Source organism: Campylobacter concisus (assembly GCF_902460415.1).
Classification (GTDB): Bacteria; Campylobacterota; Campylobacteria; order Campylobacterales; family Campylobacteraceae; genus Campylobacter_A; species Campylobacter_A concisus_Y.
On the sequence record NZ_CABPTY010000001.1, the window covers coordinates 807,901 to 829,700 of the forward strand.

Annotated in this window: 35 protein-coding genes; 2 read left to right on the plus strand and 33 right to left on the minus strand. The window is 37.0% G+C overall.

The genetic code is table 11. The features are described 5' to 3' along the window. Positions 1–8 precede the first annotated feature (8 nt). The 33 genes from FZ940_RS03965 to rpsJ form a co-directional block, all read right to left on the minus strand. Positions 9–701 carry an ABC transporter ATP-binding protein gene (locus FZ940_RS03965; protein WP_148821545.1) on the minus strand — a complete coding sequence of 231 codons (693 nt, stop codon included), beginning with the start codon at positions 699–701 and terminating at the stop codon, positions 9–11. Further along, positions 698–1,447, minus strand: coding sequence for an ABC transporter permease (locus tag FZ940_RS03970; protein ID WP_148821546.1), 750 nt, complete (start codon positions 1,445–1,447; stop codon positions 698–700). The genes FZ940_RS03965 and FZ940_RS03970 overlap by 4 nt, the downstream gene beginning before the upstream one ends. After that, positions 1,444–2,052, minus strand: coding sequence for a hypothetical protein (locus tag FZ940_RS03975; RefSeq protein ID WP_148821547.1), 609 nt, complete (start codon positions 2,050–2,052; stop codon positions 1,444–1,446). Before FZ940_RS03975 ends, FZ940_RS03970 begins: the two co-directional genes overlap by 4 nt. A 124-nt stretch (positions 2,053–2,176) precedes the next feature. Further along, positions 2,177–3,181: a Cj0814-related protein gene (locus FZ940_RS03980; RefSeq protein WP_107793582.1), complete on the minus strand. Its 1,005-nt coding sequence runs from the start codon at positions 3,179–3,181 to the stop codon at positions 2,177–2,179. Between the two features lie 282 nt (positions 3,182–3,463). Next, positions 3,464–3,820, minus strand: a complete 357-nt coding sequence (gene rplQ / locus FZ940_RS03985) for a 50S ribosomal protein L17 (protein WP_002941584.1) — start codon at positions 3,818–3,820, stop codon at positions 3,464–3,466. Between the two features lie 11 nt (positions 3,821–3,831). Then, a complete protein-coding gene (locus FZ940_RS03990) occupies positions 3,832–4,848 on the minus strand; it encodes a DNA-directed RNA polymerase subunit alpha (protein ID WP_087578016.1) in 1,017 nt (338 codons plus the stop codon). A 14-nt stretch (positions 4,849–4,862) separates the two neighbouring features. Continuing rightward, entirely contained in the window at positions 4,863–5,489 is a 627-nt protein-coding gene (gene rpsD, locus FZ940_RS03995; protein WP_054197275.1) for a 30S ribosomal protein S4, read from the minus strand. 25 nt (positions 5,490–5,514) lie between these two features. Then, a complete protein-coding gene (rpsK, locus tag FZ940_RS04000; protein ID WP_021091081.1) occupies positions 5,515–5,907 on the minus strand; it encodes a 30S ribosomal protein S11 in 393 nt (130 codons plus the stop codon). A gap of 22 nt (positions 5,908–5,929) precedes the next feature. Next, positions 5,930–6,298, minus strand: a complete 369-nt coding sequence (rpsM, locus tag FZ940_RS04005) for a 30S ribosomal protein S13 (protein WP_012140556.1) — start codon at positions 6,296–6,298, stop codon at positions 5,930–5,932. 3 nt (positions 6,299–6,301) lie between these two features. Continuing rightward, positions 6,302–6,415 (minus strand): 50S ribosomal protein L36, encoded by a 114-nt coding sequence (rpmJ, locus tag FZ940_RS04010; RefSeq protein ID WP_002941545.1) that lies wholly within the window; start codon positions 6,413–6,415, stop codon positions 6,302–6,304. Between the two features lie 191 nt (positions 6,416–6,606). Continuing rightward, on the minus strand, positions 6,607–6,825 hold the full coding sequence (gene infA, locus FZ940_RS04015; protein WP_002848031.1) for a translation initiation factor IF-1: 219 nt from the start codon (positions 6,823–6,825) through the stop codon (positions 6,607–6,609). A gap of 32 nt (positions 6,826–6,857) precedes the next feature. Next, the gene (map, locus tag FZ940_RS04020) at positions 6,858–7,616 is read right to left on the minus strand and encodes a type I methionyl aminopeptidase (protein WP_148821548.1); all 759 of its coding nucleotides are present in this window, start codon (positions 7,614–7,616) and stop codon (positions 6,858–6,860) included. A gap of 1 nt (position 7,617) precedes the next feature. Next, positions 7,618–8,880: a preprotein translocase subunit SecY gene (gene secY / locus FZ940_RS04025; protein WP_148821549.1), complete on the minus strand. Its 1,263-nt coding sequence runs from the start codon at positions 8,878–8,880 to the stop codon at positions 7,618–7,620. Further along, positions 8,880–9,281 carry a 50S ribosomal protein L15 gene (rplO, locus tag FZ940_RS04030; protein WP_148821550.1) on the minus strand — a complete coding sequence of 134 codons (402 nt, stop codon included), beginning with the start codon at positions 9,279–9,281 and terminating at the stop codon, positions 8,880–8,882. Before rplO ends, secY begins: the two co-directional genes overlap by 1 nt. A 15-nt stretch (positions 9,282–9,296) precedes the next feature. After that, positions 9,297–9,740: a 30S ribosomal protein S5 gene (gene rpsE / locus FZ940_RS04035; protein WP_002941646.1), complete on the minus strand. Its 444-nt coding sequence runs from the start codon at positions 9,738–9,740 to the stop codon at positions 9,297–9,299. 15 nt (positions 9,741–9,755) lie between these two features. Beyond that, positions 9,756–10,112, minus strand: coding sequence for a 50S ribosomal protein L18 (gene rplR, locus FZ940_RS04040; RefSeq protein ID WP_148821551.1), 357 nt, complete (start codon positions 10,110–10,112; stop codon positions 9,756–9,758). A gap of 10 nt (positions 10,113–10,122) precedes the next feature. Then, positions 10,123–10,659, minus strand: coding sequence for a 50S ribosomal protein L6 (gene rplF, locus FZ940_RS04045; protein WP_148821552.1), 537 nt, complete (start codon positions 10,657–10,659; stop codon positions 10,123–10,125). A 190-nt stretch (positions 10,660–10,849) separates the two neighbouring features. Next, a complete protein-coding gene (rpsH, locus tag FZ940_RS04050; protein ID WP_021091129.1) occupies positions 10,850–11,245 on the minus strand; it encodes a 30S ribosomal protein S8 in 396 nt (131 codons plus the stop codon). 9 nt (positions 11,246–11,254) lie between these two features. Then, entirely contained in the window at positions 11,255–11,440 is a 186-nt protein-coding gene (locus FZ940_RS04055) for a type Z 30S ribosomal protein S14 (protein WP_002941532.1), read from the minus strand. A gap of 1 nt (position 11,441) precedes the next feature. Next, complete coding sequence (gene rplE, locus FZ940_RS04060; RefSeq protein WP_002941643.1) at positions 11,442–11,987, minus strand: 50S ribosomal protein L5; 546 nt, start codon at positions 11,985–11,987, stop codon at positions 11,442–11,444. Between the two features lie 5 nt (positions 11,988–11,992). Then, on the minus strand, positions 11,993–12,229 hold the full coding sequence (rplX, locus tag FZ940_RS04065; RefSeq protein ID WP_002941666.1) for a 50S ribosomal protein L24: 237 nt from the start codon (positions 12,227–12,229) through the stop codon (positions 11,993–11,995). Beyond that, the gene (rplN, locus tag FZ940_RS04070) at positions 12,229–12,597 is read right to left on the minus strand and encodes a 50S ribosomal protein L14 (protein ID WP_021091075.1); all 369 of its coding nucleotides are present in this window, start codon (positions 12,595–12,597) and stop codon (positions 12,229–12,231) included. The genes rplX and rplN overlap by 1 nt, the downstream gene beginning before the upstream one ends. Next, positions 12,597–12,848, minus strand: a complete 252-nt coding sequence (gene rpsQ, locus FZ940_RS04075) for a 30S ribosomal protein S17 (protein WP_021091107.1) — start codon at positions 12,846–12,848, stop codon at positions 12,597–12,599. Before rpsQ ends, rplN begins: the two co-directional genes overlap by 1 nt. 1 nt (position 12,849) lies before the next feature. Beyond that, a complete protein-coding gene (gene rpmC / locus FZ940_RS04080) occupies positions 12,850–13,044 on the minus strand; it encodes a 50S ribosomal protein L29 (protein ID WP_002941625.1) in 195 nt (64 codons plus the stop codon). Continuing rightward, on the minus strand, positions 13,031–13,456 hold the full coding sequence (gene rplP / locus FZ940_RS04085) for a 50S ribosomal protein L16 (protein ID WP_021091116.1): 426 nt from the start codon (positions 13,454–13,456) through the stop codon (positions 13,031–13,033). Before rplP ends, rpmC begins: the two co-directional genes overlap by 14 nt. A gap of 2 nt (positions 13,457–13,458) precedes the next feature. Then, positions 13,459–14,157 (minus strand): 30S ribosomal protein S3, encoded by a 699-nt coding sequence (gene rpsC / locus FZ940_RS04090; RefSeq protein ID WP_002941650.1) that lies wholly within the window; start codon positions 14,155–14,157, stop codon positions 13,459–13,461. 1 nt (position 14,158) lies between these two features. Then, positions 14,159–14,491 carry a 50S ribosomal protein L22 gene (gene rplV / locus FZ940_RS04095; protein WP_009295259.1) on the minus strand — a complete coding sequence of 111 codons (333 nt, stop codon included), beginning with the start codon at positions 14,489–14,491 and terminating at the stop codon, positions 14,159–14,161. 11 nt (positions 14,492–14,502) lie between these two features. After that, positions 14,503–14,784, minus strand: coding sequence for a 30S ribosomal protein S19 (gene rpsS / locus FZ940_RS04100; RefSeq protein WP_002941639.1), 282 nt, complete (start codon positions 14,782–14,784; stop codon positions 14,503–14,505). Positions 14,785–14,786: 2 nt separating this feature from the next. Continuing rightward, positions 14,787–15,620 (minus strand): 50S ribosomal protein L2, encoded by an 834-nt coding sequence (rplB, locus tag FZ940_RS04105; protein ID WP_002941522.1) that lies wholly within the window; start codon positions 15,618–15,620, stop codon positions 14,787–14,789. Between the two features lies 1 nt (position 15,621). Further along, positions 15,622–15,903, minus strand: coding sequence for a 50S ribosomal protein L23 (locus FZ940_RS04110; RefSeq protein ID WP_002941535.1), 282 nt, complete (start codon positions 15,901–15,903; stop codon positions 15,622–15,624). Position 15,904: 1 nt separating this feature from the next. Further along, complete coding sequence (rplD, locus tag FZ940_RS04115) at positions 15,905–16,519, minus strand: 50S ribosomal protein L4 (protein ID WP_021092445.1); 615 nt, start codon at positions 16,517–16,519, stop codon at positions 15,905–15,907. After that, the gene (gene rplC / locus FZ940_RS04120) at positions 16,516–17,094 is read right to left on the minus strand and encodes a 50S ribosomal protein L3 (protein WP_103582354.1); all 579 of its coding nucleotides are present in this window, start codon (positions 17,092–17,094) and stop codon (positions 16,516–16,518) included. The genes rplD and rplC overlap by 4 nt, the downstream gene beginning before the upstream one ends. 20 nt (positions 17,095–17,114) lie before the next feature. Then, on the minus strand, positions 17,115–17,423 hold the full coding sequence (gene rpsJ / locus FZ940_RS04125; protein ID WP_009295257.1) for a 30S ribosomal protein S10: 309 nt from the start codon (positions 17,421–17,423) through the stop codon (positions 17,115–17,117). 257 nt (positions 17,424–17,680) lie between these two features. On the opposite strand from rpsJ, the gene FZ940_RS04130 reads away from it, so the two are divergent. Continuing rightward, positions 17,681–20,719 (plus strand): Eco57I restriction-modification methylase domain-containing protein, encoded by a 3,039-nt coding sequence (locus tag FZ940_RS04130; protein WP_148821553.1) that lies wholly within the window; start codon positions 17,681–17,683, stop codon positions 20,717–20,719. Next, entirely contained in the window at positions 20,682–21,776 is a 1,095-nt protein-coding gene (locus FZ940_RS04135) for an ATP-binding protein (RefSeq protein WP_148821554.1), read from the plus strand. The genes FZ940_RS04130 and FZ940_RS04135 overlap by 38 nt, the downstream gene beginning before the upstream one ends. The last annotated feature ends 24 nt before the right edge of the window (positions 21,777–21,800 follow it).

Sequence of the window (21,800 nt, forward strand, 5' to 3'; positions counted from 1 at the left end):
ATAAAATGCTAAATTTCACTCAAAATTTTACGCTTTAAGTTTATTAGCTCATCGCAAAGCAAATCTCTTGGCTTAGCTAGATTTGACAGGTCATAGTTTGATTTTATCCCACCTTTTTCAAGCAAAATGATCTCATCTGCTAAATATAGGGCTTCATCGACATTATGAGTGACAAAAATGATGGTTTTACCGGCTTGGAGCTTTAAAATTTCAGCCTGCATACTGGCTCTAGTAAAAGCATCAAGTGCCGCAAATGGCTCATCCATAAGGATCAAATTTGCTTCATATGCTAGCACTCTTGCAAGAGAAACGCGCGAGCTCATGCCGCCAGATAGCTGCGAAACAGCGGCAAATTTAAAGTCGCTAAGCCCTATCATCGATATGAGCCTATCTATCTTTACCTCGTCTATCTCATGCTTTTTAAGCGCAAATACGATATTTTCATAGACATTTAAAAAAGGCATGAGCCTAGGCTCTTGAAAGACAAAGCCAATCTTTGCTTGCTCTTTAAATTTTATCTCGCCTAGACTTACACCCTCAAGTCCTGCAATAAGCCTTAAAAGCGTAGTTTTACCGCATCCACTTCTGCCAAGTATAACAGTGATCTTATCTTTTTTTATAGTTAAATTTAGCTCTTTTAAAACATCGATACGCTTGCCATTAATAAAAAAATGCTTGGATAAATTTAAAATTTCTATCATTTTTCACTTCGCAAAAGGCTAAATTTAGATATCAAAAACAAAAATATCCTATCTATGAGTACGCCGCAAATTCCTATCGTAAAAATACCAACAAATATCCTATCTGCACGCGAAAGCTCCTCAGCATCAAGTATGAGATAGCCTAGCCCGCTGGAAGCTGCGATCATCTCCGCTCCCACAATCGCTCGCATAGCGTAGCCAAAACCTATTCGCATGCCTACAAAAATATCTTTTATGGCATTTTTTAGGATGATTTTGTAAAAAATTTCAAATTTACTAAAACAAAAAATTTTACCAACCTCAATAAGCTTCACATCGCAGCTAGTTAGCCCTTTTTGGATACTTAAAAACATTGGGAAAAATGATGCTAGGATGATAATAATAATTTTTGGAGTTTCGTTTATACCAAACCAAAGCACCAAAATAGCAATAAGGCTAAGTGGCGGAACATTTCTAAAAAACTCTAGTATCCACTCATAATAAATACTAGCTTTTGGAAATAGCGCCGCCACTCCGCCAAAAATAAATGCCAAAACAAAAGCCAAAATATAACCAACAAATATACGCTTAAAGCTAATCATCACATGCGTTATTAGCTCACCACTTAAGCTCATGTCAAACATCGTTTTAAGTGTCATAATAGGACTTGGCAAGATATAGGGCGTGAAAATTTCTAGCTCGCAAACGACCTGCCAGAGAGCAAAGATCACTAGGATCAAAACGCTCTTTTTTAAAATTTCTATCACAGCCCATCTCCATTGTGACAGCCGTTTTCGCAGTATAAAAGCTCGATGATCTGATAGTTTTTAAGCTCGCTAAATTTATATGAAAATGCGTTTTGTATCTTTTCTTTACTGCATAAGCTTAGTGTTTTTATGCCTAAATTTTCAAAAAATCCAGGCGGGATCGGACTTGACTCTATTTTACTTATTTGTAAATTTATATCGTTTAGCTCTTTAAAATTTTTCCATGTTAAAAATGTAGTTCGCTCTAATTTTAAAGAATTTCCAAGCTCAGCCAAGTCCTCACAAGGCGTTGTTATATAAAGCCACTCATCTTCTTTTAGATTTGAACTAAGCTCGATGGCGCTTTCTATTAAAATAGGATTTAAGTTTGAAATATTGCTTGAAAAATCTTTGAAATTTGATCTTATAAAATTTACAGCTCTTGGACATCGACTATCTAAAACCATGCCTTTAGAGCATAAATTTTTATATGAATTTTTGACATCACGAACATGATCTTTTTCGCACTCTACTATGTTAAAGCCCTTATTTTGCAAGAGCTCTTTTAACGCAGAGAAGTCATACATATTTTTTACAACGGGATTTAGCCAAAGTAGCTTTCTCACGAGTTCTCCGTAATTTTAATAATAGAAATCAAGATTCTATCATTTAAAAATTTAAACCAAGTAAAAAGAGCCTCTTATGACTAAAATCATAAAAAGATAGGCGGTACAAAAAGCTAAACTTAGCCTACACTTTTATATCTAGTTTATGTTTTTGCTCCACTTTTTCCATTAGCTTTAGTATATCAACTCCGTTTTTCTCAAGCTGCATTAGCTCCTTAAGATAGGCAAATTTCTCATCTTTGTTGATGTCGTAAGTAGCCAGTTTCTCACTTCGTCCGATCACTGAAGCATAGACTTTGTTGCCATCAAGTTTGTCTGTATTTTGTACATTATAAAGCGAGAGCACGCCCTCTACCACCTCTTTAAAATCCGCCCCACTCTTCATGCCAGCTTTCATAAGCGTAAGAAATCTCTGTCTGCTCTCTTCGTCAGTGAAATTTATATTTTGTAGCGTCTGGTACTCGATTGGTGGCTTATTAGTGCTTGTTAGCATAGAGATAGCCTTTTTGCCTATCGTAATGCTCTCCACACCGACTCTTTCACCAAGATACTGCCTAAGTGCATAATCAATCCACTTATCCTTAAATTCATCTATGCTTAGGTCCTTATCAAGTATCTCAAACCCTTCCACGTGACTCTTGTGACCAAGTCCAAGAAGTGTGTTGCCATCAAGTTTTGATGTGTACTCTTTTGCAAAGAGATCGACATCTGTTGGATAATATCCTATGATCTCTTCGTGAGCTCTGCCAAAGCCAAGTGCTTTGGTCTCGTTGATAAAATTTTTGAGATCATTTATCTCATCTTGGCTGACTTGTTTGTCGTATCCCATGAGCTTGCCCCAGATGCTTATCTTGCCATTAGCAGCTATGCCCGAGAGTGAGAAATTGCTAGCAAATGTTAGATTCTCGCTATTTTTTTGAAATTTTATCGTATTTGTTTCATTTAAATTTATTGGCCCACCTATAGTATCGGTATGACTTTTTCGTTCATCAACTAAACTGCTAGATAAATCATTTAAAGAATTTTTGTCTATATTGGGTTTAGTATTTTTAGTATCAAGCTCTTGCGCTCTACTACTTTGCGAGCCAACATAAAAATTTGTCCCAACTCCATTTACACTACCTATCATCTCAAATCCTTTGAAATTTATTAGATGCCTGAAACAAATATCGTCTTAATAAAATAAAATTTTAGCATAGAGTTCAAAGGTAAAAATTTAAAATATATGATTTTAGATTAAAGGATTTACAACTTTTAACTATTAAATTTATGATTTTTTGGTTAATAAAATTTGATAAATAATTAAAGAAATTTATACTTTAGAAAGCTTTTGAAAGAAGGATTTTATTTTAAAGGTAAGAGAATTTTATATTCAAGAAATTAAAAAAAGAGAGCCGAAGCTCTCTAATAATTATTCAGCTACTAGCTCTATATAAGCCATCTCTGCTGCGTCGCCTCTGCGAACACGAGTCTTGATGATTCTTGTATAGCCGCCATTGCGCTCTTTAAATTTTGGAGCTACTTCAGTAACTAATTTATTTGTTGTTTCTTTATCTTGTAAAGAAGCAAATACTGCTCTGTGAGCGTTAGAGTCACCTTTTCTGGCTCTTGTAATTAGCTTCTCAACATAGCTTCTAAGCTCTTTTGCTTTTGGTAAAGTCGTCTCTATCTTTTCGCTTTTGATGATAGCTATCGCCAAATTTTTAAGCAATGCAGATCTATGAGATGACGTTCTACCAAGTTTGCGATATCCGTGTTTATGTCTCATCTATTGTCCTTTTATTCTTTTACACTCATTTGTGCTTTAAGCTCGGTTATTTTCTTTCTTAGTTGCTCTTTGCCATCTTTTAACACATCGGCACCAACTGGATAGCCTATCTCTTCCATAACCGCTTTAATCTCTTCAAGAGATTTTTTACCTAAATTTTTAAGCTCTTTAAGCTCATTTTCGTCCATTAATGCAAGCTCACCGATAAATCTAATATCAGCTTTGTCAAGGCAGTTAAAACTTCTAGCGCTTAAATTTAGATCTTCTACACTAGAAAGTAGCTTTGAAAACTCACCGCCTGCACTTGAGCTAGCAACTGGAGTACTAACATCAATATCTAAAATTCCTTTAAATACTGACATTTGTTGATACATAGCTTCTAAACAATTTTTAAAAGCCTCTATCGGACTAACTTGACCATCAGTTGTTATAGTAAATACGATCTTTTCATAGTCTGGATCATCCTCAACCAAGACATTTTGTATATCATAAACTGCTTTTTTAACAGGTGTAAAGAAAGCATCAAGTGCGATATAGTCGTCTTCAATCTCTTCTCTGATCTCTTCACTAGGAACATATCCGATACCTTTTTGAATGATAACTGAAAAATTTAACTCAGCATCTTCGTTTATTGTAGCAAGGTATGCGTCTGGGTTAACGATCTCGACTAGATCATTATTTAGATCAGCCCCAGTTATCTCTTTTGGTCCTTTAAAGCTATACTCTATAACTTCGCGCTCACTGGTACTTTTTAATTTAAATCTGATCTTTTTCAAATTTATAATAAAAAAAGCTACGTCTTCTAGCATACCACGCATACTATCAAATTCATGGCTAACGCCTTTTATCTTTACACCAATAGGAGCAAAACCTACTGTGCTTGTGTAAAGAAGACGACGCAATGGGTGAGCCAAGGTAACAGCATAACCAGCCTCAAAAGGATATGCTGTAATGTTAGCAACATTTTCACTAACACTTTTAACTTCAATTTCAGTTGGCATATAAGCTGATGTAGTAATCTTTCTCATCTTTATACCCTCTATTATTTTGAATAAAGCTCTACTATAAATCTTTCCTCAACAGGAATGATAACCTCTTCTCTTTCTGGATTTCTAGTGAAAATTCCAAATTTTTTCTCTTTTTCAACATCTACCCAAGCAACAATACCAGTTTGTGCTGTAAGATCTATCGCACGAACAATTTGTGGATTGTTTTTAGATTTTTCAACAATCTCTACTTTTGCACCTGGCTCAACTCTGTAAGATGGTATATCTACTCTTTTACCATTTACTAAAATATGTCCATGAGTTACTAGCTGACGAGCAAAACGACGAGTTGTTGCAAAGCCCATTCTATAAACAACATTATCTAATCTTTGCTCTAATAGTTGAACCAAAAGAGCACCGGTATTACCTTCGCGGCGTGCTGCTTCTTGAAATAATCTTCTAAATTGTTTCTCAGAAACACCATACATAAATTTAGCTTTTTGCTTCTCGCGAAGTTGTAAGCCATATTCGCTTATTTTTGCTCTTCTTTGTCCATGTTGTCCTGGCGCATAAGGTCTTTTTTCAAAAGCACTTTTACCAGCAAGTCTTCTTTCGCCTTTTAACGCAAGAGACACACCAAGACGTCTTTCTAATTTTTCAACAGGTCCTGTATATCTAGCCATAATAATTTCTCCTATTTTTCTCTAATTATACGCGGCGGCGTTTTGGCGGTCTACAACCATTGTGTGGTAAAGGTGTAATGTCTTTAAAGAAAGATACCTTAATTCCTTCAACAGTTCCTACACTTTTAACAGCCGTTTCACGTCCGCTACCTGGACCTTGAACCTTAATACCAACTTCTTTTATACCATGCTCTTTTGCTTTATTTAGAGCATCTTCAACTGCCTGTTGGGCTGCATAAGGAGTTGATTTTTTACTACCTTTAAAGCCTAAGCCACCTGCACTACTCCATGCAATAGCATTTCCCATTTCATCAGTTACAGTTACCATAGTGTTGTTAAATGTTGCACTGATATAAACGATACCTTTGGCTATGCTTTTTCTAACTACTTTTTTCTTAACAATTTTTCTTTTCGCCATTTATTATCCTTTAACCCTTGCCTTACTTAGTAGCCGCACCGACAGTTTTACGTCTGCCTTTTCTGGTTCTAGCATTAGTTTTAGTCTTTTGGCCACGAACAGGAAGACCTTTTCTGTGGCGAAGACCTCTATAACTTCCAAGATCCATAAGAGCTTTGATATCCATTGCAACTTGTTTTCTCAAATCACCCTCAACGACGTGGTGCTCTTGAATTTCTTTACGGATAGCTGCTGCTTCGTCTTCGCTAAGCTCGTAAACTCTCTTGTCGTAAGAAATTCCAGCTGCGTCAAGAATTTGACGAGATTTATAAAGACCTATACCATAAATATAAGTCAAACCATACTCGATTCTCTTTTTGTTTGGTAAATCTACACCTGCAATACGTGCCATGCCTTATCCTTGTCTTTGTTTATGTTTTGGATTTTCGCAGATAACACGAATTATGCCACTACGTTTGACAATTTTACATTTGTCACACATCTTCTTTACAGAAGGACGAACTTTCATTTTAGTCTCCTAAAAATTTATTCCACTTTTTTAGGGGCTGCATCAGGTCTAAAGAAAGAATTTAGACCAACTATTTTCAAAATAAGTGGGGAACTTTGAAAATAATTCTTCATACAGCTTTTAGCAAAGCTTGGATTTTATCCAAAACCAGCTTTAAATTTACTTAGCATATTTTTGCCAAGAGGCTAAATTTACTTATACCTATAAGTGATCCTGCCTTTATCTAGGCTATATGGCGTAAGTTCTACTTTTACGCGGTCGCCAGGCATTATCTTTATATAATGCATTCTCATTTTTCCGGCGATATGACATAAAATTATATGTTTGTTGTCAAGCTCAACTTTAAAAGTTGCATTTGGCAGTGCTTCAACAACATTTCCATCAATCTCAATGACATCGTCTTTTGCCACAAATTCTCCTTTCTCTAAATTTTTACTCTATTTTATACTTGGCTTAAAATTTCGGCTTTGCCATTAACTATCGCCATGCAATGCTCATAATGGCTAGTTCTCAAACCATCTTTTGAGGTTACTTTCCAGTTATCACTTCCTAAAACTGGCGTGCCGTCTTTTTGGCAGATCATTGGCTCTATACAAAAAACCATTCCCTCTTTTATCTTTGGTCCGGCTTTTGGGTTATGTCCCTCAAGATAGTTTGGAATTTCTGGCTCTTCGTGTGGCCTTTTTCCTATACCGTGACCGCAATATCCACGTAAAGGTACATAGCCTCTATCTAGTATAAATTTCTCAAGCTCGTAGCAAATTTCTTTAAAATGCATACCAGCTCTTATGAAATCTATCGCAAAATATAGTGCATCTTTTGAGCACGCGATCAAAGCCTCGTCTTCTTTTGAAATTTTACCAACCCCAAAAGTCCTAGCTGAATCACCAAAATAACCATCTAAATTTGAGCCGATATCAACGCTAACGATATCACCCTCTTTTAGCTTGTATTCATTTGGGATTCCGTGGATCACCACTTCATTGACGCTTATGCAAGCTGCATTTGGAAAGCCATAGAGCCCTTTAAAAGCAGGTTTTGCTCCAGCAGCCCTTATCATATCTTCACAAATTTTATCTATCTCAAGAAGTGAAATTCCAGGTTTTATGATCGTAGAAACGTGATCAAGAGTTCGAGCGACGATCTTGTTCGCCGCTCTCATTTTCTCTATCTCAGCTGGTCTTTTTAGCGTGATAGCCATTTTATAGACCTACTGCGCTTAGAGTTTGGTATTTATTTGTATAAGACTGAGCTTCTATACGTCTCATAGTATCAAGTGCTACTGAAACAACGATAAGTACTGACGTGCCACCAAAATAAAATGGAACACCCATAGTCTTTACAAGTACCCAAGGCAGTGTTGAAATGATACCCAAGTATAAAGCACCGCCCAAAGTTAGCCTGCCAGCTACTTCATTTAAATAGCTAGCTGTACTCTCACCTGGTCTAACGCCTGGGATAAATCCGCCTTGTTTCTTTAAATTTTCACTTATATCTTTTGTATTAAACACAATAGATGCGTAGAAAAACGCAAAGAAGATAATAAATAAAAATGTTAAAAAGTTAAACATATAGCCATTTGGACTTAAAAAGTCATTGATAGCTTGGATGATCGGATTTGTACTAGCTTGTAAAATCGTACTTGGAAACATCAAAATCGCACTAGCAAATATCGGTGGAATAACGCCGCTTAAATTTATTTTGATCGGTATATAGTTCATTATACGTTTGTTTTGATTTTCCATTATAACTTTTCTTGAGTAAGAAATAGGGATACGCCTTTCACCCATCTCAACAAATATGATAGCACCGATGGTGGCTAAGATAATCACCAAAATAGCGATGACTGTTAGGAAATTCATCTCAGAGGTGTTTACTAAATTTACAGTTCCACCGATCGCACTAGGTATGCCAGAGACGATGCCTGCAAAGATGATAAGACTTATACCATTGCCTATACCACGTTGTGTTATTTGCTCGCCTATCCACATAAGTAGCATAGTTCCAGTTAGCATAGACACAGCAGAGATCGCGATAAATAAATTTATATCAATCATGATAGCTTGTTCGCCACCACGTCCGCTTAAGCTTTGAAGTCCGATGGAAACACCGATTGATTGTACAAGAGTGATAACGATAGTTGCATAACGTATGATTTGCATATACTTTTGCATACCGTCACGTTCTTTTTTCATCTGACCTAATTTTGGAAATGTTGCTGCTAAAAGCTCCATAATGATCGAAGCTGTAATATAAGGCATGATACCCAAAGAGATAATACTTAAACGCTCAGCAGCTTTACCACTAAACATATTAAATAGACCCAAGGCATTGCTGTTGTTTGAATTAAAAAATTCTTTAATTACGTCGACATTAACACCAGGAACTGGCACATAAGCCAGTATCCTGTATGCGAACAAAAATGCCAACGTGATTAAAATCTTGTTGGTCAGTGTTTTATCCATTATTTTGTTCCGCTAACGCTAACGTTCTCGTCTTTGATCTTAGAAGCAAGAGCTTTTGCGCTTGCACCGATTAGTTTTATCTTAGTAACGCTCTTTGAAATTTTATGAACGCTAGCTATTGTTGCTATTGAAATTTCAGCAAGCTCTTTTATAGCTACAATTTTCTCAACATTAATAACATAAGGTTTTTCAAATTTAGAAGTAAAACCTACTTTTGGAAGACGTCTTTGAAGTGGTTGCTGTCCGCCCTCAAAACCTCTTTTCTCATTGTAGCCTTTTCTTGCTCTTTGACCTTTGTTACCTTTGCCAGCAGTTTTGCCATTGCCGCTACCTTGACCACGACCTATTCTTTTGGTTGCATGAGTTGAACCTGCAGCAGGTGTTAATTTTTCTAATGCCATCTTAACTCCTTTCTCTTAGCTTTTTAGCAAACTAAGTGCTTTTATAGTAGCACGAACGACGTTTGCTGAGTTGTTTGAGCCAAGTGATTTAGTAAGGATATCCTTAATACCTGCAAGCTCGATAATAGGACGTGCACTACCACCAGCGATAACACCAGTACCCTCGCTAGCTGGGCGAAGTAGCATTCTACTTGCGTTGTATTTTACTTCTACATCGTGAGGAATAGTTGTGCCCTTGATCTTAACGTGGATAATATTTTTAAATGCGTCGTCAATTGCTTTTCTCATCGCATCTGGCACCTCTTTAGCTTTGCCATATCCAAAGCCGACTAGGCCATTTCTATTACCAACAACAACTAAAGCTGTAAATCTAAATCTACGACCACCTTTAACAACCTTTGTAACCCGACCGATATCGACGATTACTTCTTCAAATTCTTCTCTATTATATTTTTCCATCGATTTTCCTTTGGGTTATAGCTTGACGCCATTTTCTCTTAAAGCTTCAGCAAATGCTGCGATAACGCCATGATACAAATAACCATTCCTATCAAAAACTGCAACATCTATATTCTTAGCTTTTAAAGCCTTAGCAAATTCTTTAGCTAAAGTGACCGCACCTTCTTTATTTGCTTTTATGCCTAATTTTCTACCATCAACTGCAGCTAGTGTAGTAGCTGTAACGTCGTCAATTGCTTGAACGTAAATAGTTCTATTTGATTTGAAAATAGAAACTCTTGGGCAAGTTGCAACACCAGAAATTTTACCTCTGATTCTTCTTTTTCTCTTAATTCTAAGAGCGATTTTTCTTTTTAGTACTTTTGCTGTCATTTACCGCCCCTTACTTCTTAGATGTCTTGCCCGCTTTGCGGATGATACGTTCTTCTATGTATTTAACGCCCTTGCCTTTGTATGGCTCAGGTGGTCTAAATCCTCTAACTTGAGCAGCCACTTGGCCTACTACTTGTTTGTCATCACCTTTGATAGTAATAACGTTTTTCTCAACACTAGCTTCAACGCCTGCTGGTAGCTCATAGTTGATAAGGTGTGAAAAACCAAGAGAAAGCTCTAAAATTTTACCTTTTGCAGCTGCTTTGTAACCAACGCCGTTGATCTCAAGCTGGCGAGTAAATCCCGCAGTGATACCAGTTACGATATTATTAGCAAGTGCTCTATATGTTCCCCAGTAAGCTCTACTTTGGCGATCTTCGCCCTTTGGAGCAAAAACTATATGACCATTTTCTACCTTGACATCAACATGACCTTTTGTGTCAAGCTCTTTTATATGATTGCCCTTTTTAAATTTTAGGACATTATTTTCAACGCTAACGTCTACACCACTTGGGATAGCGATAGGCTGTTTTCCAATACGTGACATTTTTTTCCTTTACTTGTCTAGGGTGTTCCTACATTTACGAATAAACACCACAATGCCGTAAATTTTATCGTCAAATTTGACGAAACCTTCATTTGAATTTCTAAATTTAGCTTTGGCAAAATCTAAAATTTTACCAAGCTAAAAATTTAACCTTAAAATCATAAGGTTAAATAGCGTTTAATGCAGTTTATTACCAAACTGTACAAAGAACTTCGCCGCCAACGCCAGCTTTACTTGCTTCAATACCGCTCATAACGCCTTTGCTTGTGCTAACGATAACTGTTCCGTAACCATTTTTAAAACGCTTAATGTCGTCTTTGCCTTGATAAACACGACGACCAGGTTTTGAAACCCTTTTAAGCTCGTTTATAACGCTTCTGCCGTACTCATCATACTTTAAAACTACATTTATAAATTTCTTGTTACCTTCTTCGATAACGTTGTAGCTCTCTACATAGCCTTTTGCTGCAAGGATAGAAAGAGTAGCCTCAACAACCTTAGAATGAAGCAATTTCGCAGTTTCAAGCTTTCTCATACTTGCATTTCTAATGCGTGTTAATCCATCTGATATTAAATCGTTTAACATTTCTCTTCCTTACCAACTTGCTTTTTTAAGACCAGGTATTAGGCCTTCGTTAGCCATTTTTCTTAGGCAAACACGGCAAATTCCAAAATCTTTATAAACAGAGTGCGGACGACCGCAAATTTGGCATCTAGTATAGCCGCGAACCGCAAATTTTGGCTTGCGTGCAGCTTTTGCTATCATTGATTTCTTTGCCATTTTACTTTCCTTTTGCAAACGGCACACCAAATAGCTCTAGCAATTTGAATGCCTCTTTATCATTTTTAGCCGTAGTAGCAATCGTAATATTCATACCATGAGTTCGTAAAATTTTATCATACTCAACCTCTGGAAACATTAGCTGCTCGCTAAGACCGAAGTTATAGTTTCCACGTCCATCAAAGCCATTTTTTGGAAGACCACGGAAATCTTTAACTCTTGGGAGAGCAACGCTGATTAGCTTATCTAAGAAAGCATACATTTGCTCTTTTCTCAAAGTTACTTTGATACCAACAGGGAAACCTTCGCGAACTTTAAAGCCAGCAACTGATTTTTTAGCATCAGTGATAACTGCTTTTTGTCCAGCGATAAGTGAAATGGTATCAGCCATATTTTGAAGCACTTTCTGATCTTTAGCAGAGTCTCCAGCGCCTACACTGATCACAATTTTCTCAAGTGCAGGGATAAGCATTGGATTTTTGATGTCAAATTCTTTTACGAGAGCTGGCTTGATAGTTTCGTTAAATTTATCTTTTAATCTACTCATATCTCTTATCCTTCAACTTTCGCGACATTTGATATGTCAATTGGCATCTCTTTATTTACGTGACCACCATTTGGAGTTTTTTCGCTTGGTTTGATAGCTTTTTTAGCTATTTTGCATCCCTCAACTATAACCTGACCTTTTTTTGCAAGAACTGCTAAAATTTTACCAGTTTTGCCTTTATCGTCACCAGCGATGATCTTAACAGTATCGCCTTTTTTGACTTTAAATTTTACATTAGCCATTATAAAACCTCCGGAGCTAGCGAAACAATCTTCATAAAGTTAGCATATCTAACTTCACGTCCAACTGGTCCAAAAATACGAGTGCCGACTGGCTCTTTTTTGCTATCAAGTATAACAGCTGCATTCTCGTCAAAGCGGATTAACGAACCATTATCTCTTTGAACCTCTTTTTTAGTTCTTACGACAACAGCTTTTACAACCTGTCCTTTTTTGATCTTACCATTTGGAAGAGCTTTTTTAACAGAGCAAACTATGATATCGCCAAGTGTAGCGTATCTTCTTTTGCTGCCGCCAAGAACTTTTATACACATTAACTCTTTTGCACCACTATTATCAGCAACTGCAAGTCTTGTAAAACTTTGAATCATTACTCAACTCCCTTTGCCAATACAGCTTTTAAGCGAAAATTCTTGCGAGCTGAAAGTGGTCTGCACTCGATCGCAACAACTGTATCGCCTGCTCTTGTCTCATTTTTCTCATCGTGAACTAAATACTTTTTAAAGCGTTTTACAAATTTATGGTATCTTGGGTGCATAACGCGTCTTTCTACCAAAATAGTAGCTGTTTTATCTCCAGCTTTTTGTAAAACAACACCTTGAATTTCTCTTTTTAATGCCATTTTACGCCCCTTGTCTTGTTGCACTAATTGCAGTGTTGATCTGAGCTATCTCTTTGCGAACAGCACTAATCTCATTAGGGTTGCTTAACTGCATAGTTTTTAGCTTTTGTCTTAAAGTAAATAAAAGCACCTTTTTCTCTTTTAGCAACGCGTTTAATTCTGCAACGCTCTTATCTTTTAACTCAGTATATTTCATTTTCACTCTCTCGCGTTACAAATTTTGATTTGAAAGGAAGTTTGTGTAGAGCCAAAGTTAAAGCTTCACGAGCTAGCTCTTCGCTAACACCAGCCATTTCAAATATTATACGACCAGGTTTGATATTCATAACCCACTCTTCAACTCCAGCCTTACCTTTACCCATACGAGTTTGTAGAGGTTTTTTAGTAAGTGGCTTATCAGGGAAAACCCTTATCCAAATTTTAGCCTGTCTTTTTACATGACGAGTTAGAGCTTGACGAGCAGCTTCTATTTGGCGAGAATTTATTCTACCAGCTTCAACAGCTTTAAGTGCAAATTCGCCAGTTGCTAAAGATGCTCCACGAGTCGCATAACCACGGTTGCGACCTTTCATTTGCTTACGAAATTTCGTTCTTTTAGGCATCAACATAATTATTTACCTCTTCTTGCTCTACGTGTTTTCTTAGGTGCTTCTTCTTCAGTTTTCTCAGGCTGAACACCTTTTTGAAGAACCTCACCTTTAAAAATCCATACTTTAATACCTATGTTTCCATAAGTCGTATGAGCCTCAGCTACACCGTAATCTATCTTTGCTCTAAGAGTATGAAGCGGAACGCGACCTTCTAGATACCACTCGGTTCTTGCCATCTCAGCACCACCTAAACGACCAGCAACTGAAATTTTGATACCCTTAGCGCCTGATTTTTGAGCACCTTGGATAACTTTTTTCATAGCACGTCTAAATGCGACACGCTTTTCAAGTTGCATAGCTACGTTTTCAGCAGCAAGTTGAGCTGAAGCTTGAGCTTTTCTTTCTTCTTTGATATTTACATTTACTTCTTTACCGATAAGTTTGCTAACTTCGTTCTTTAGGTTTTCAACATCTTGACCTTTTTTGCCGATGATGATACCAGGACGAGCTGCAACTACGGTTACACGAAGTTTTTTAGCCGTTCTTTCGATTAGAATTTGGCTAATTCCTGCATAGTAAAGTTTTTTCTTTAAAAATGCACGAATTTTATAATCTTCACCGATATTTTCAGGAAGACTTTGTTTGGTTGGAAACCATCTAGATTCCCAGTTGCGGTTAATTCCTAGTCTAAGACCTATTGGATTTACTTTTTGTCCCATATTATGCTTCCTTCTTTTCAGGTTTAGATACTTCTACCATTACATGAGAAGTAGGTTTGCGAATTTTGCTCGCTGTTCCTCTTGCTCTTGGTCTAAATCTCTTTAATACAGGACCAGCATCAACGCGGCAACTAGTTACTACAACCTCTTCTGGCTCAAATCCGCCATTTGCTACTGCTGAGCTAATAGCGTTTGCTATAAATTTAGCACCACGATTTGGCATAAATTGCAAGCTTGCAAGTGCTAGCTCGGCATTCATGCCTTGAACTTCTCTTGCTATAAGTCTTGCTTTTGTAGGAGAAAGTCTTACGAATTTTATAATTGCTTTACTCATATTATCTTCCCTTACTTGCCGATTTTCTTTTGCACTGAGCCTTTATGACCCTTAAATGTGCGTGTTGGAGCAAATTCGCCAAGTTTATAGCCTATATGATTTTCTGTAACATATACAGGAATAAAGCTCTTGCCATTGTGAACGTTAAATGTTAGTCCAATCATTTCAGGTACAATCGTGCTACGTCTTGACCAAGTTTTGATTGGTTTGTTATCGTTTGCATTTTTTGCGGCAATAACTTTTTTCATTACATGATCATCTACGAAAGGACCTTTTTTGAGTGATCTTGCCATCTCTATTTTCCTTTCCTTCTTGAAATTATAAGCTTATCGCTAGCTTTTTTACGGCGAGTCTTAGCACCTTTAGTTGGTTTACCCCATGGAGTAACTGGGTGACGGCCTGAATTTTTCTTACCTTCACCACCGCCGTGTGGGTGATCAACTGGGTTCATAGCAGAACCACGTGTTTGTGGGCGGATACCGCGGTAGCGATTACGTCCAGCTTTACCTATAGTGATGTTAGCCCAGTCTTCATTGCCTACTACACCGATACTTGCCATACACTCAGCTAGTACTTGTCTCATCTCGCCACTTGGCATTCTTAAGATAACATACTTCTCTTCTTTACCCATTAGCTGAGCATAACCGCCAGCTGAACGAGCTATCTGAGCGCCTTTGCCGGGTTTTAACTCTACGTTATGAACGATAGTACCAACTGGGATAAATCTTAATTTCATAGCGTTGCCTGGTTTAATATCTAGTGAGCCCTCATCGATAGATGCGATAACGTCGCCAACATTTAGGCCATTTGGTCTAATGATATAGCGTTTTTCGCCATCTTTGTAAGCTATAAGAGCGATACGGCAGTTTCTGTTTGGATCGTACTCGATCGCTTCAACTTTACCTTCTATACCAAATTTGCGACGTTTAAAGTCGATGATACGATAAAGTTTTTTTGCACCTGCTTCTTTATGTCTTGAAGTTATACGACCATTGTTGTTTCTACCGCCAGTTGCAGGTAGTTTAACAAGCAAGCTTCTAACGCTTGGTTTAGCTGTTATGTCTTCAGAGCTTAGTCCAGTCATATATCTACGACTAGGTGTATATGGTTTATATGATTTTATAGCCATCTTACGCCTCCGTATTTTCTAGGCTTACGCCTTCAGGTAACTTAACGTAGAATTTCTTTATCTCGTCACGTTGGCCTGCTCTTCCTCTAAAACGCTTAACCTTGCCGCTAATTCTAAGTGAATTTACGCGAACAGGCGTTACTCCAAAATACTCTTGCAAAACCGCTTTTAAGCTGTTTTTTGTAACTCTTGGTGAAGTTTGGATAACAACAACGCCTTGTTCTTGAAGGCCTAGAGTTTTTTCTGTATAAATAATTGTTTTGATATCAGTTATATCCGCCATTTTAGCCCTCTTTTGTTATAGTTTTTAGTGCAGCTTTTTCAATAATAACCGAACTAAATGTAGAGACAAGATAAGCATTTACCTCATTTGCATCTACTACATAGCAGTTTGCTAAATTTCTAAAAGCAAGTAGTGTTTTATCGTCTAGTAAATCTTTAACGATAAGCGCGTCTTTTACTTTTAAATTTTTGATGATATTAGCTGCATCTTTTGTCTTTCCAGACTCGATTGAGATGCTATCTACTGCGAAAATTTTACCATCTTGTGCTTTTACTGCCAAAGCGTACTCAAGAGCTAGTCTTTTTTGTTTTTTATTGACTTTTTGAAAATAGTTTTTCTCGTTTGTTGGACCAAATGCAACTGCACCGCCTACCCAAACGTTAGTTCTAGTTGAACCCGCTCTTGCACCACCACGTCCTTTTTGTCTCCATGGTTTTTTACCACCACCGCTTACAAAAGCACGGCTTTTAGTGTGAGCCGTATTTGCTCTTATACCAGCAAGGTAAGATTTTACATAAAGATATAGGTTGTGCGGATTTACTTCAGCGTAGCTTGCAGGAAGCTCTAGCTCGCCTGAATTTTCAAATTTATCGTTTAATACGTGAATTTTACTCATTTTACAATCCTTATTTTACCCATTGCACCATTGTGACCAGGAACGCAACCTTTTACAACTACGATGCTATTTTGAGCGTCAAAGCTTATTAGCTCGTTTTTAACAGTAACTTTCTCATTGCCCATGTGTCCTGCCATTTTCATACCTGGTTGAACACGACCTGGCCATTCGCAGTTACCAATTGAACCGTGGCGTCTGTGGAAACGTGAGCCGTGGCTTTTTGGACCACCACCGAAACCATGTCTTTTTACTACACCTTGGTAGCCTCTACCTTTTGAGTTAAAGCTAACTTTTAAAATTTTAGCCTCATTTAATGGTGTAAAGTCTAGGTTTCCAACTTCGCTATTAGCTACTTCAAGCGTAGCAAATTTGTTAAATTCTGCAGTCAGATTGTATTTCTTTTGCTGACCAGCGATAGCTTTGTTGTTTGCTTTAGTGTGGGCATACGCTACGATAGCACGTTTGTTTTCGTCGATCTCACATACTTTAGCCTCAACTAGCTTAAGTAGTGTAACTGGCGTACTCTTCGTGGCAATCGTTCTACTCATGCCTATTTTTTCTACAATATATTCCATACTCTTATCCTTTTGTCCGCTTATTTCATCGCACGAACTTCGACGTTAACTTCTGGAGCTAGGTCGAGTTTTGTTAGGCTATCTACAGTTTCTGGAGTAGCAGCTACGATGTCAAGCATACGAGCGTGTATTCTCATCTCAAACTGCTCACGTGAGTCTTTGTTGATGTGTGGAGATTTTAAGACTGTATAGCGTTTGATCTTTGTAGGCATTGGTACCGGGCCACGAACGTCGGCACCTGTTCGTTTGACAGCTTCTACGATTGCTGCAACAGTGCGGTCTAGAACTCTATGGTCGTAAGCTTTTAGCTTTAACCTGATTCTTTCCATGTGTTTTCCTTTAAAAAGAACTTGTCGCAAACTCGCGACCTCTTTACATCAAAATAACTCGCATAGGATCAAGCGATCGTACGAGCAAAGACGATTGTCTTTTCGTAAAGAGAACGCGATTTTACAAAAAAGCTATTATAGTTGTCAAGAAAAACGTTATTTTTTGATGAATTTTGATTAATTATTTCCTTTTAATAAGGAAGATATAAAATTTAAAAAGATAAGATTCCAAGAAATTAAAATTTTAAAGAGAAAAGATGCCGATCTTTAATACAAAATTCTTACTAACCCAAGATCAAGACGAAGAAAAGCTTAAAAAGCGTTATATAAATTTGCAAATGTATCAGGCAAAAGCTAGCGACATTAAGAGCTTCAAAGAAGAGAAATTTCAAACTCAGTTTCTAAAAGATATCTTTGAAGACTGCCTTGGCTACACTTTGGACACTACTAATCCTACAAATTTCAATCTTGAACGTGAGAAAAAGAACGAAACTGACGGCAAAAAAGCAGATGGGGCGATACTGATAAATGGCGAAGTTAGATGCGTGATCGAGCTAAAAGATCAGACTACACAGCATCTTGATAAAACTCCGTCCAACCGCGAGCTTAGCCCAGTAGATCAAGCTTTTCGCTATTTTATCTCGCATGAAAATGCCAAATATGTCGTTGTTTCAAATTTTAATGAACTGCGTTTTTACATCGGCAATAAAACAACATTTGAAAAATTTGACCTTTTTACAGCAAGCTTTGACGAGTTTAAAAGACTTCATTTGCTGCTTAGCTTTGAGAGCATTAGCACGGATCTGCCGCTAAAGCTAAAAGAGAAATTTGCCACTCACGAGCGCGAAATTTCAAATAAATTTTATAAAGACTTTAGCACATTTAGACTTACTCTTTTTAAAAATATTTGCAAAAACAATACTAGCGTTGATAAAAATAGGCTTTTAAGCCTAACTCAAAAACTATGTGATAGGTTTGTCTTTATACTATTTGCCGAAGACCGCGGACTACTAAGACTTCGCACGATAGCCGAGATAAAAGATAAATTTCAAAACCAAGTTACTGAGCTTAGTTTTTATGACTTTTACAAAATTTACTTTAAAGCCATTGATGAAGGCAGTGAACGTCTTGATATCAAACGCTATAATGGCGGTCTTTTTGCCACAGATACTGAGCTTGATGGACTAAAGATAGACGATAGCGTACTTGAAGCGCAGTTTTTAAGCGACTATGACTTTTTAAGCGACATCGGTGTAAATATCCTAGGACATATCTTTGAAAGCTCACTAAACGACCTTGAAGAGCTAAATGCGCAAATAAATGGTGATGAGTTTGATGCCAAGCAGAGCAAACGCAAAAAAGATGGCATATTTTATACGCCAGAGTTTATAACAGAATTTATAGTTGAAAATTCGCTTGGTGCGCTTTGTAAGGCCAAAAAAGATGAGCTAGGGCTTGATCTAAATGAGTTACTAGCACCAAAAAATCCCAAAAAATTGACCAAAGCAGAAAGTGAGATCAAAGACAAAATTTATGCTTACCGTGAGTGGCTCTTATCTCTTAAGATACTTGATCCAGCTTGTGGCTCTGGTGCGTTTTTAAACCAAGCTTTAGAATTTCTCATTAGCGAGCATGGCGCATTAGACACTTACCGCAAAGTATATGAGGGCGAGGGCTTGGGGCTTTACGATATAGAAAGCACGATTTTAGAAAATAACCTTTACGGCGTAGATATAAATGCCGATGCAGTCGAGATCGCCAGACTATCTCTTTGGCTCCGCACAGCTGCCAAGGGACGAGTTTTAACAGATCTTAGTAAAAATTTAGTAGCAGCAAACTCGCTTTTAGAATTTCCTTTTGACTTTAAATTTGATGTCGTTATCGGCAATCCTCCCTATGTCAGACAAGAGGCGATAAAAGAGCAAAAGCCAGCCCTACAAAAATATAAAGCTTATAGCGGCACGGCTGATTTGTTTGTCTATTTTTATGAGCTTGGCATTACACACCTAAAAGAAAATGGACTTTTAGGTTTTATATGTTCAAATAAATTTTTCCGTGCCAGCTATGGTAAAAATTTACGTAAATTTATATTAGAAAATACACAAATAACACACATTATCGATTTTACTGGGGTTAGAGTTTTTGAAGACGCAAGTGTAGATAGTGCGATTACCATTTTTAAAAAAATAAGAGCTGATGAAAATTCAAAATTTAATTTCCTAGCTTCGAGCACCATAAATTTAAAAATGCAAAAATTTATCCAAATACCACAATCCACACTAACCGAAACAAATTTCACTTTCCTCGATAACAGCAAATTTGAGCTAAAAAGCAAGATCGAAAAAGTTGCAAGACCATTAAAAGATTGGGGTGTAAATATTTATCGTGGAATTTTAACTGGATTAAACGAAGCATTCATTGTAGATAGCGACACTCGTGATAAAATTTTAAGTACTTGCATTGGGGACGAAAGAGAACAGACACAAAAGCTCATTAGACCGATCTTAAGGGGTCGAGACATAAAGCGTTATGACTATGAGTGGGCTGGGCTGTGGCTCATAAATATTCATAATGGATATGGCACCAAGCCTCGCATAAATATAGATAATTTTCCTAAGCTAAAACTATATCTTGATAAATTTGAGCCGAAACTTTCCAATCGTTCTGATAAAGGAGCCACTCCTTATAATCTGCGAAACTGCGCATATCTGGAGGAATTCGAAAAAGAGAAAATTTTATGCGCCAGAATGGTACAAAGCCCAAAATTTGCTTACGATGCAAATAATAATATTCCAGACAATACTGCATATTGCATAACTGGCGAAAATCTAAAATTTTTATTAGCCTTTTTAAATTCAACAGCTGTTTATAAAATTTTCAACTTTTTCTATGCTGGAGGCGGACTTGAAGGCGAAATAAAAATAAATCGCTTAGAGATTTTACCTATCCCACAAATCACGCCACAAAATGAAAATTTAGCAAACGAGATAATAAATTTGGTCGATGAAATTTTAAAAGCCAATGAAAAAATCAAGCTTTATGAGAAGCACATGCCTACTTTAACTCTTGATGAAAAGCTAGAAGCCAAAGAAAATATCGACGCGCTAAACGACAAAATCAAGGCAAGTGACGAAAAAATAGACAAACTTGTCTTTGAGCTTTATGAACTAACAAGCGATGAGATTGCGCTTATAACAGGGGGGGGGGAAATTGACGGTATAACAAAAATTTACATATACATCTTACAAAGGGGAGAAAATGAACCAATTAGAGCTTTATTACAATCAGCCGCTTAAATCAAGTAAATTTATCCCCAGAAAATACGAAATCATCTCGCCAAAGACGCTTATAATAGGCGCCATTTCAAGTGGCAAAACAGCCCTTGTTTATGAGTTTTTGAGCCATTATAAAAGCGAAGAAAGACTTTATGTAAATTTAGACGATCTAAGGATAGACAGAGCCTTGCTTTTAGCAAATTTAAAAGAATTTTTAGAAAAAAATGCTCAGATAAAGGTTCTTGCAGTTGAAAATTTACAAGCCGCCGACCTTATAAATTTAGGCTTTTTAAAGGGTGCAACACTTGAAAATATCATCCTTACAAGCAAGGAATTTTCACTCACGATTGACGGCTTTGCTCGTATAAATTTAAACTATCTCGATTACGAGGAATTTATACTATTTTTTAAGAAAAATTTGGATCAAGATCTGCTTTTTAGCTACTTTTTGGCTCACGGCAACGAGATAGCAAGTGCTTTTTTGGACTCCAGCGAGGTCACAGCTCACTTACAACAGCTCTTAAGAGCAAATTTAAGCGAGCAAAGTATTGCGATTTTAAAAGAATGTGCTCCAAAATGCCACGATATGCTTAGTACTTTTGGTATCTACAAAAACCTAAAAGAGCAGATGAAAATCTCAAAAGATAGTGTCTATAACACAGTAGCCAGCCTTAATGAAAATGGCTTTATAGAATTAGTACCAAATTTAGATGAGAGCAGCACGAGTAAAAAGCTCTACTTTACAAATTTTGCACTTCGCAACGCTTTATACCTAAAAAAGGATTTTTTAGCTGTCTTTGCAAATGTCGTTTTTTGCGAATTGCTTAAATTTAAAGATGAAATTTACTACACAAAAGAGATTGATTTCTTCCTTAATAAAAGGAAGATCGCGATCATCTGTGTACCGTTTTCTGCACCAGAGATCATCTTTTTAAAATTTAAAAAACTCCACGCAAGCTTAAAAGAGCTGGGTGTAAGTAAGCTTCAGATAATCAGCGTCGCAAACCAAGCCGAGCTTAGCTTTGAGGGCATAAAATGCGAAATTTTGCCCTTTTCTAGGTGGAGTCTAGGTTTATAAATTTAAACCTTTATTTGATTATTG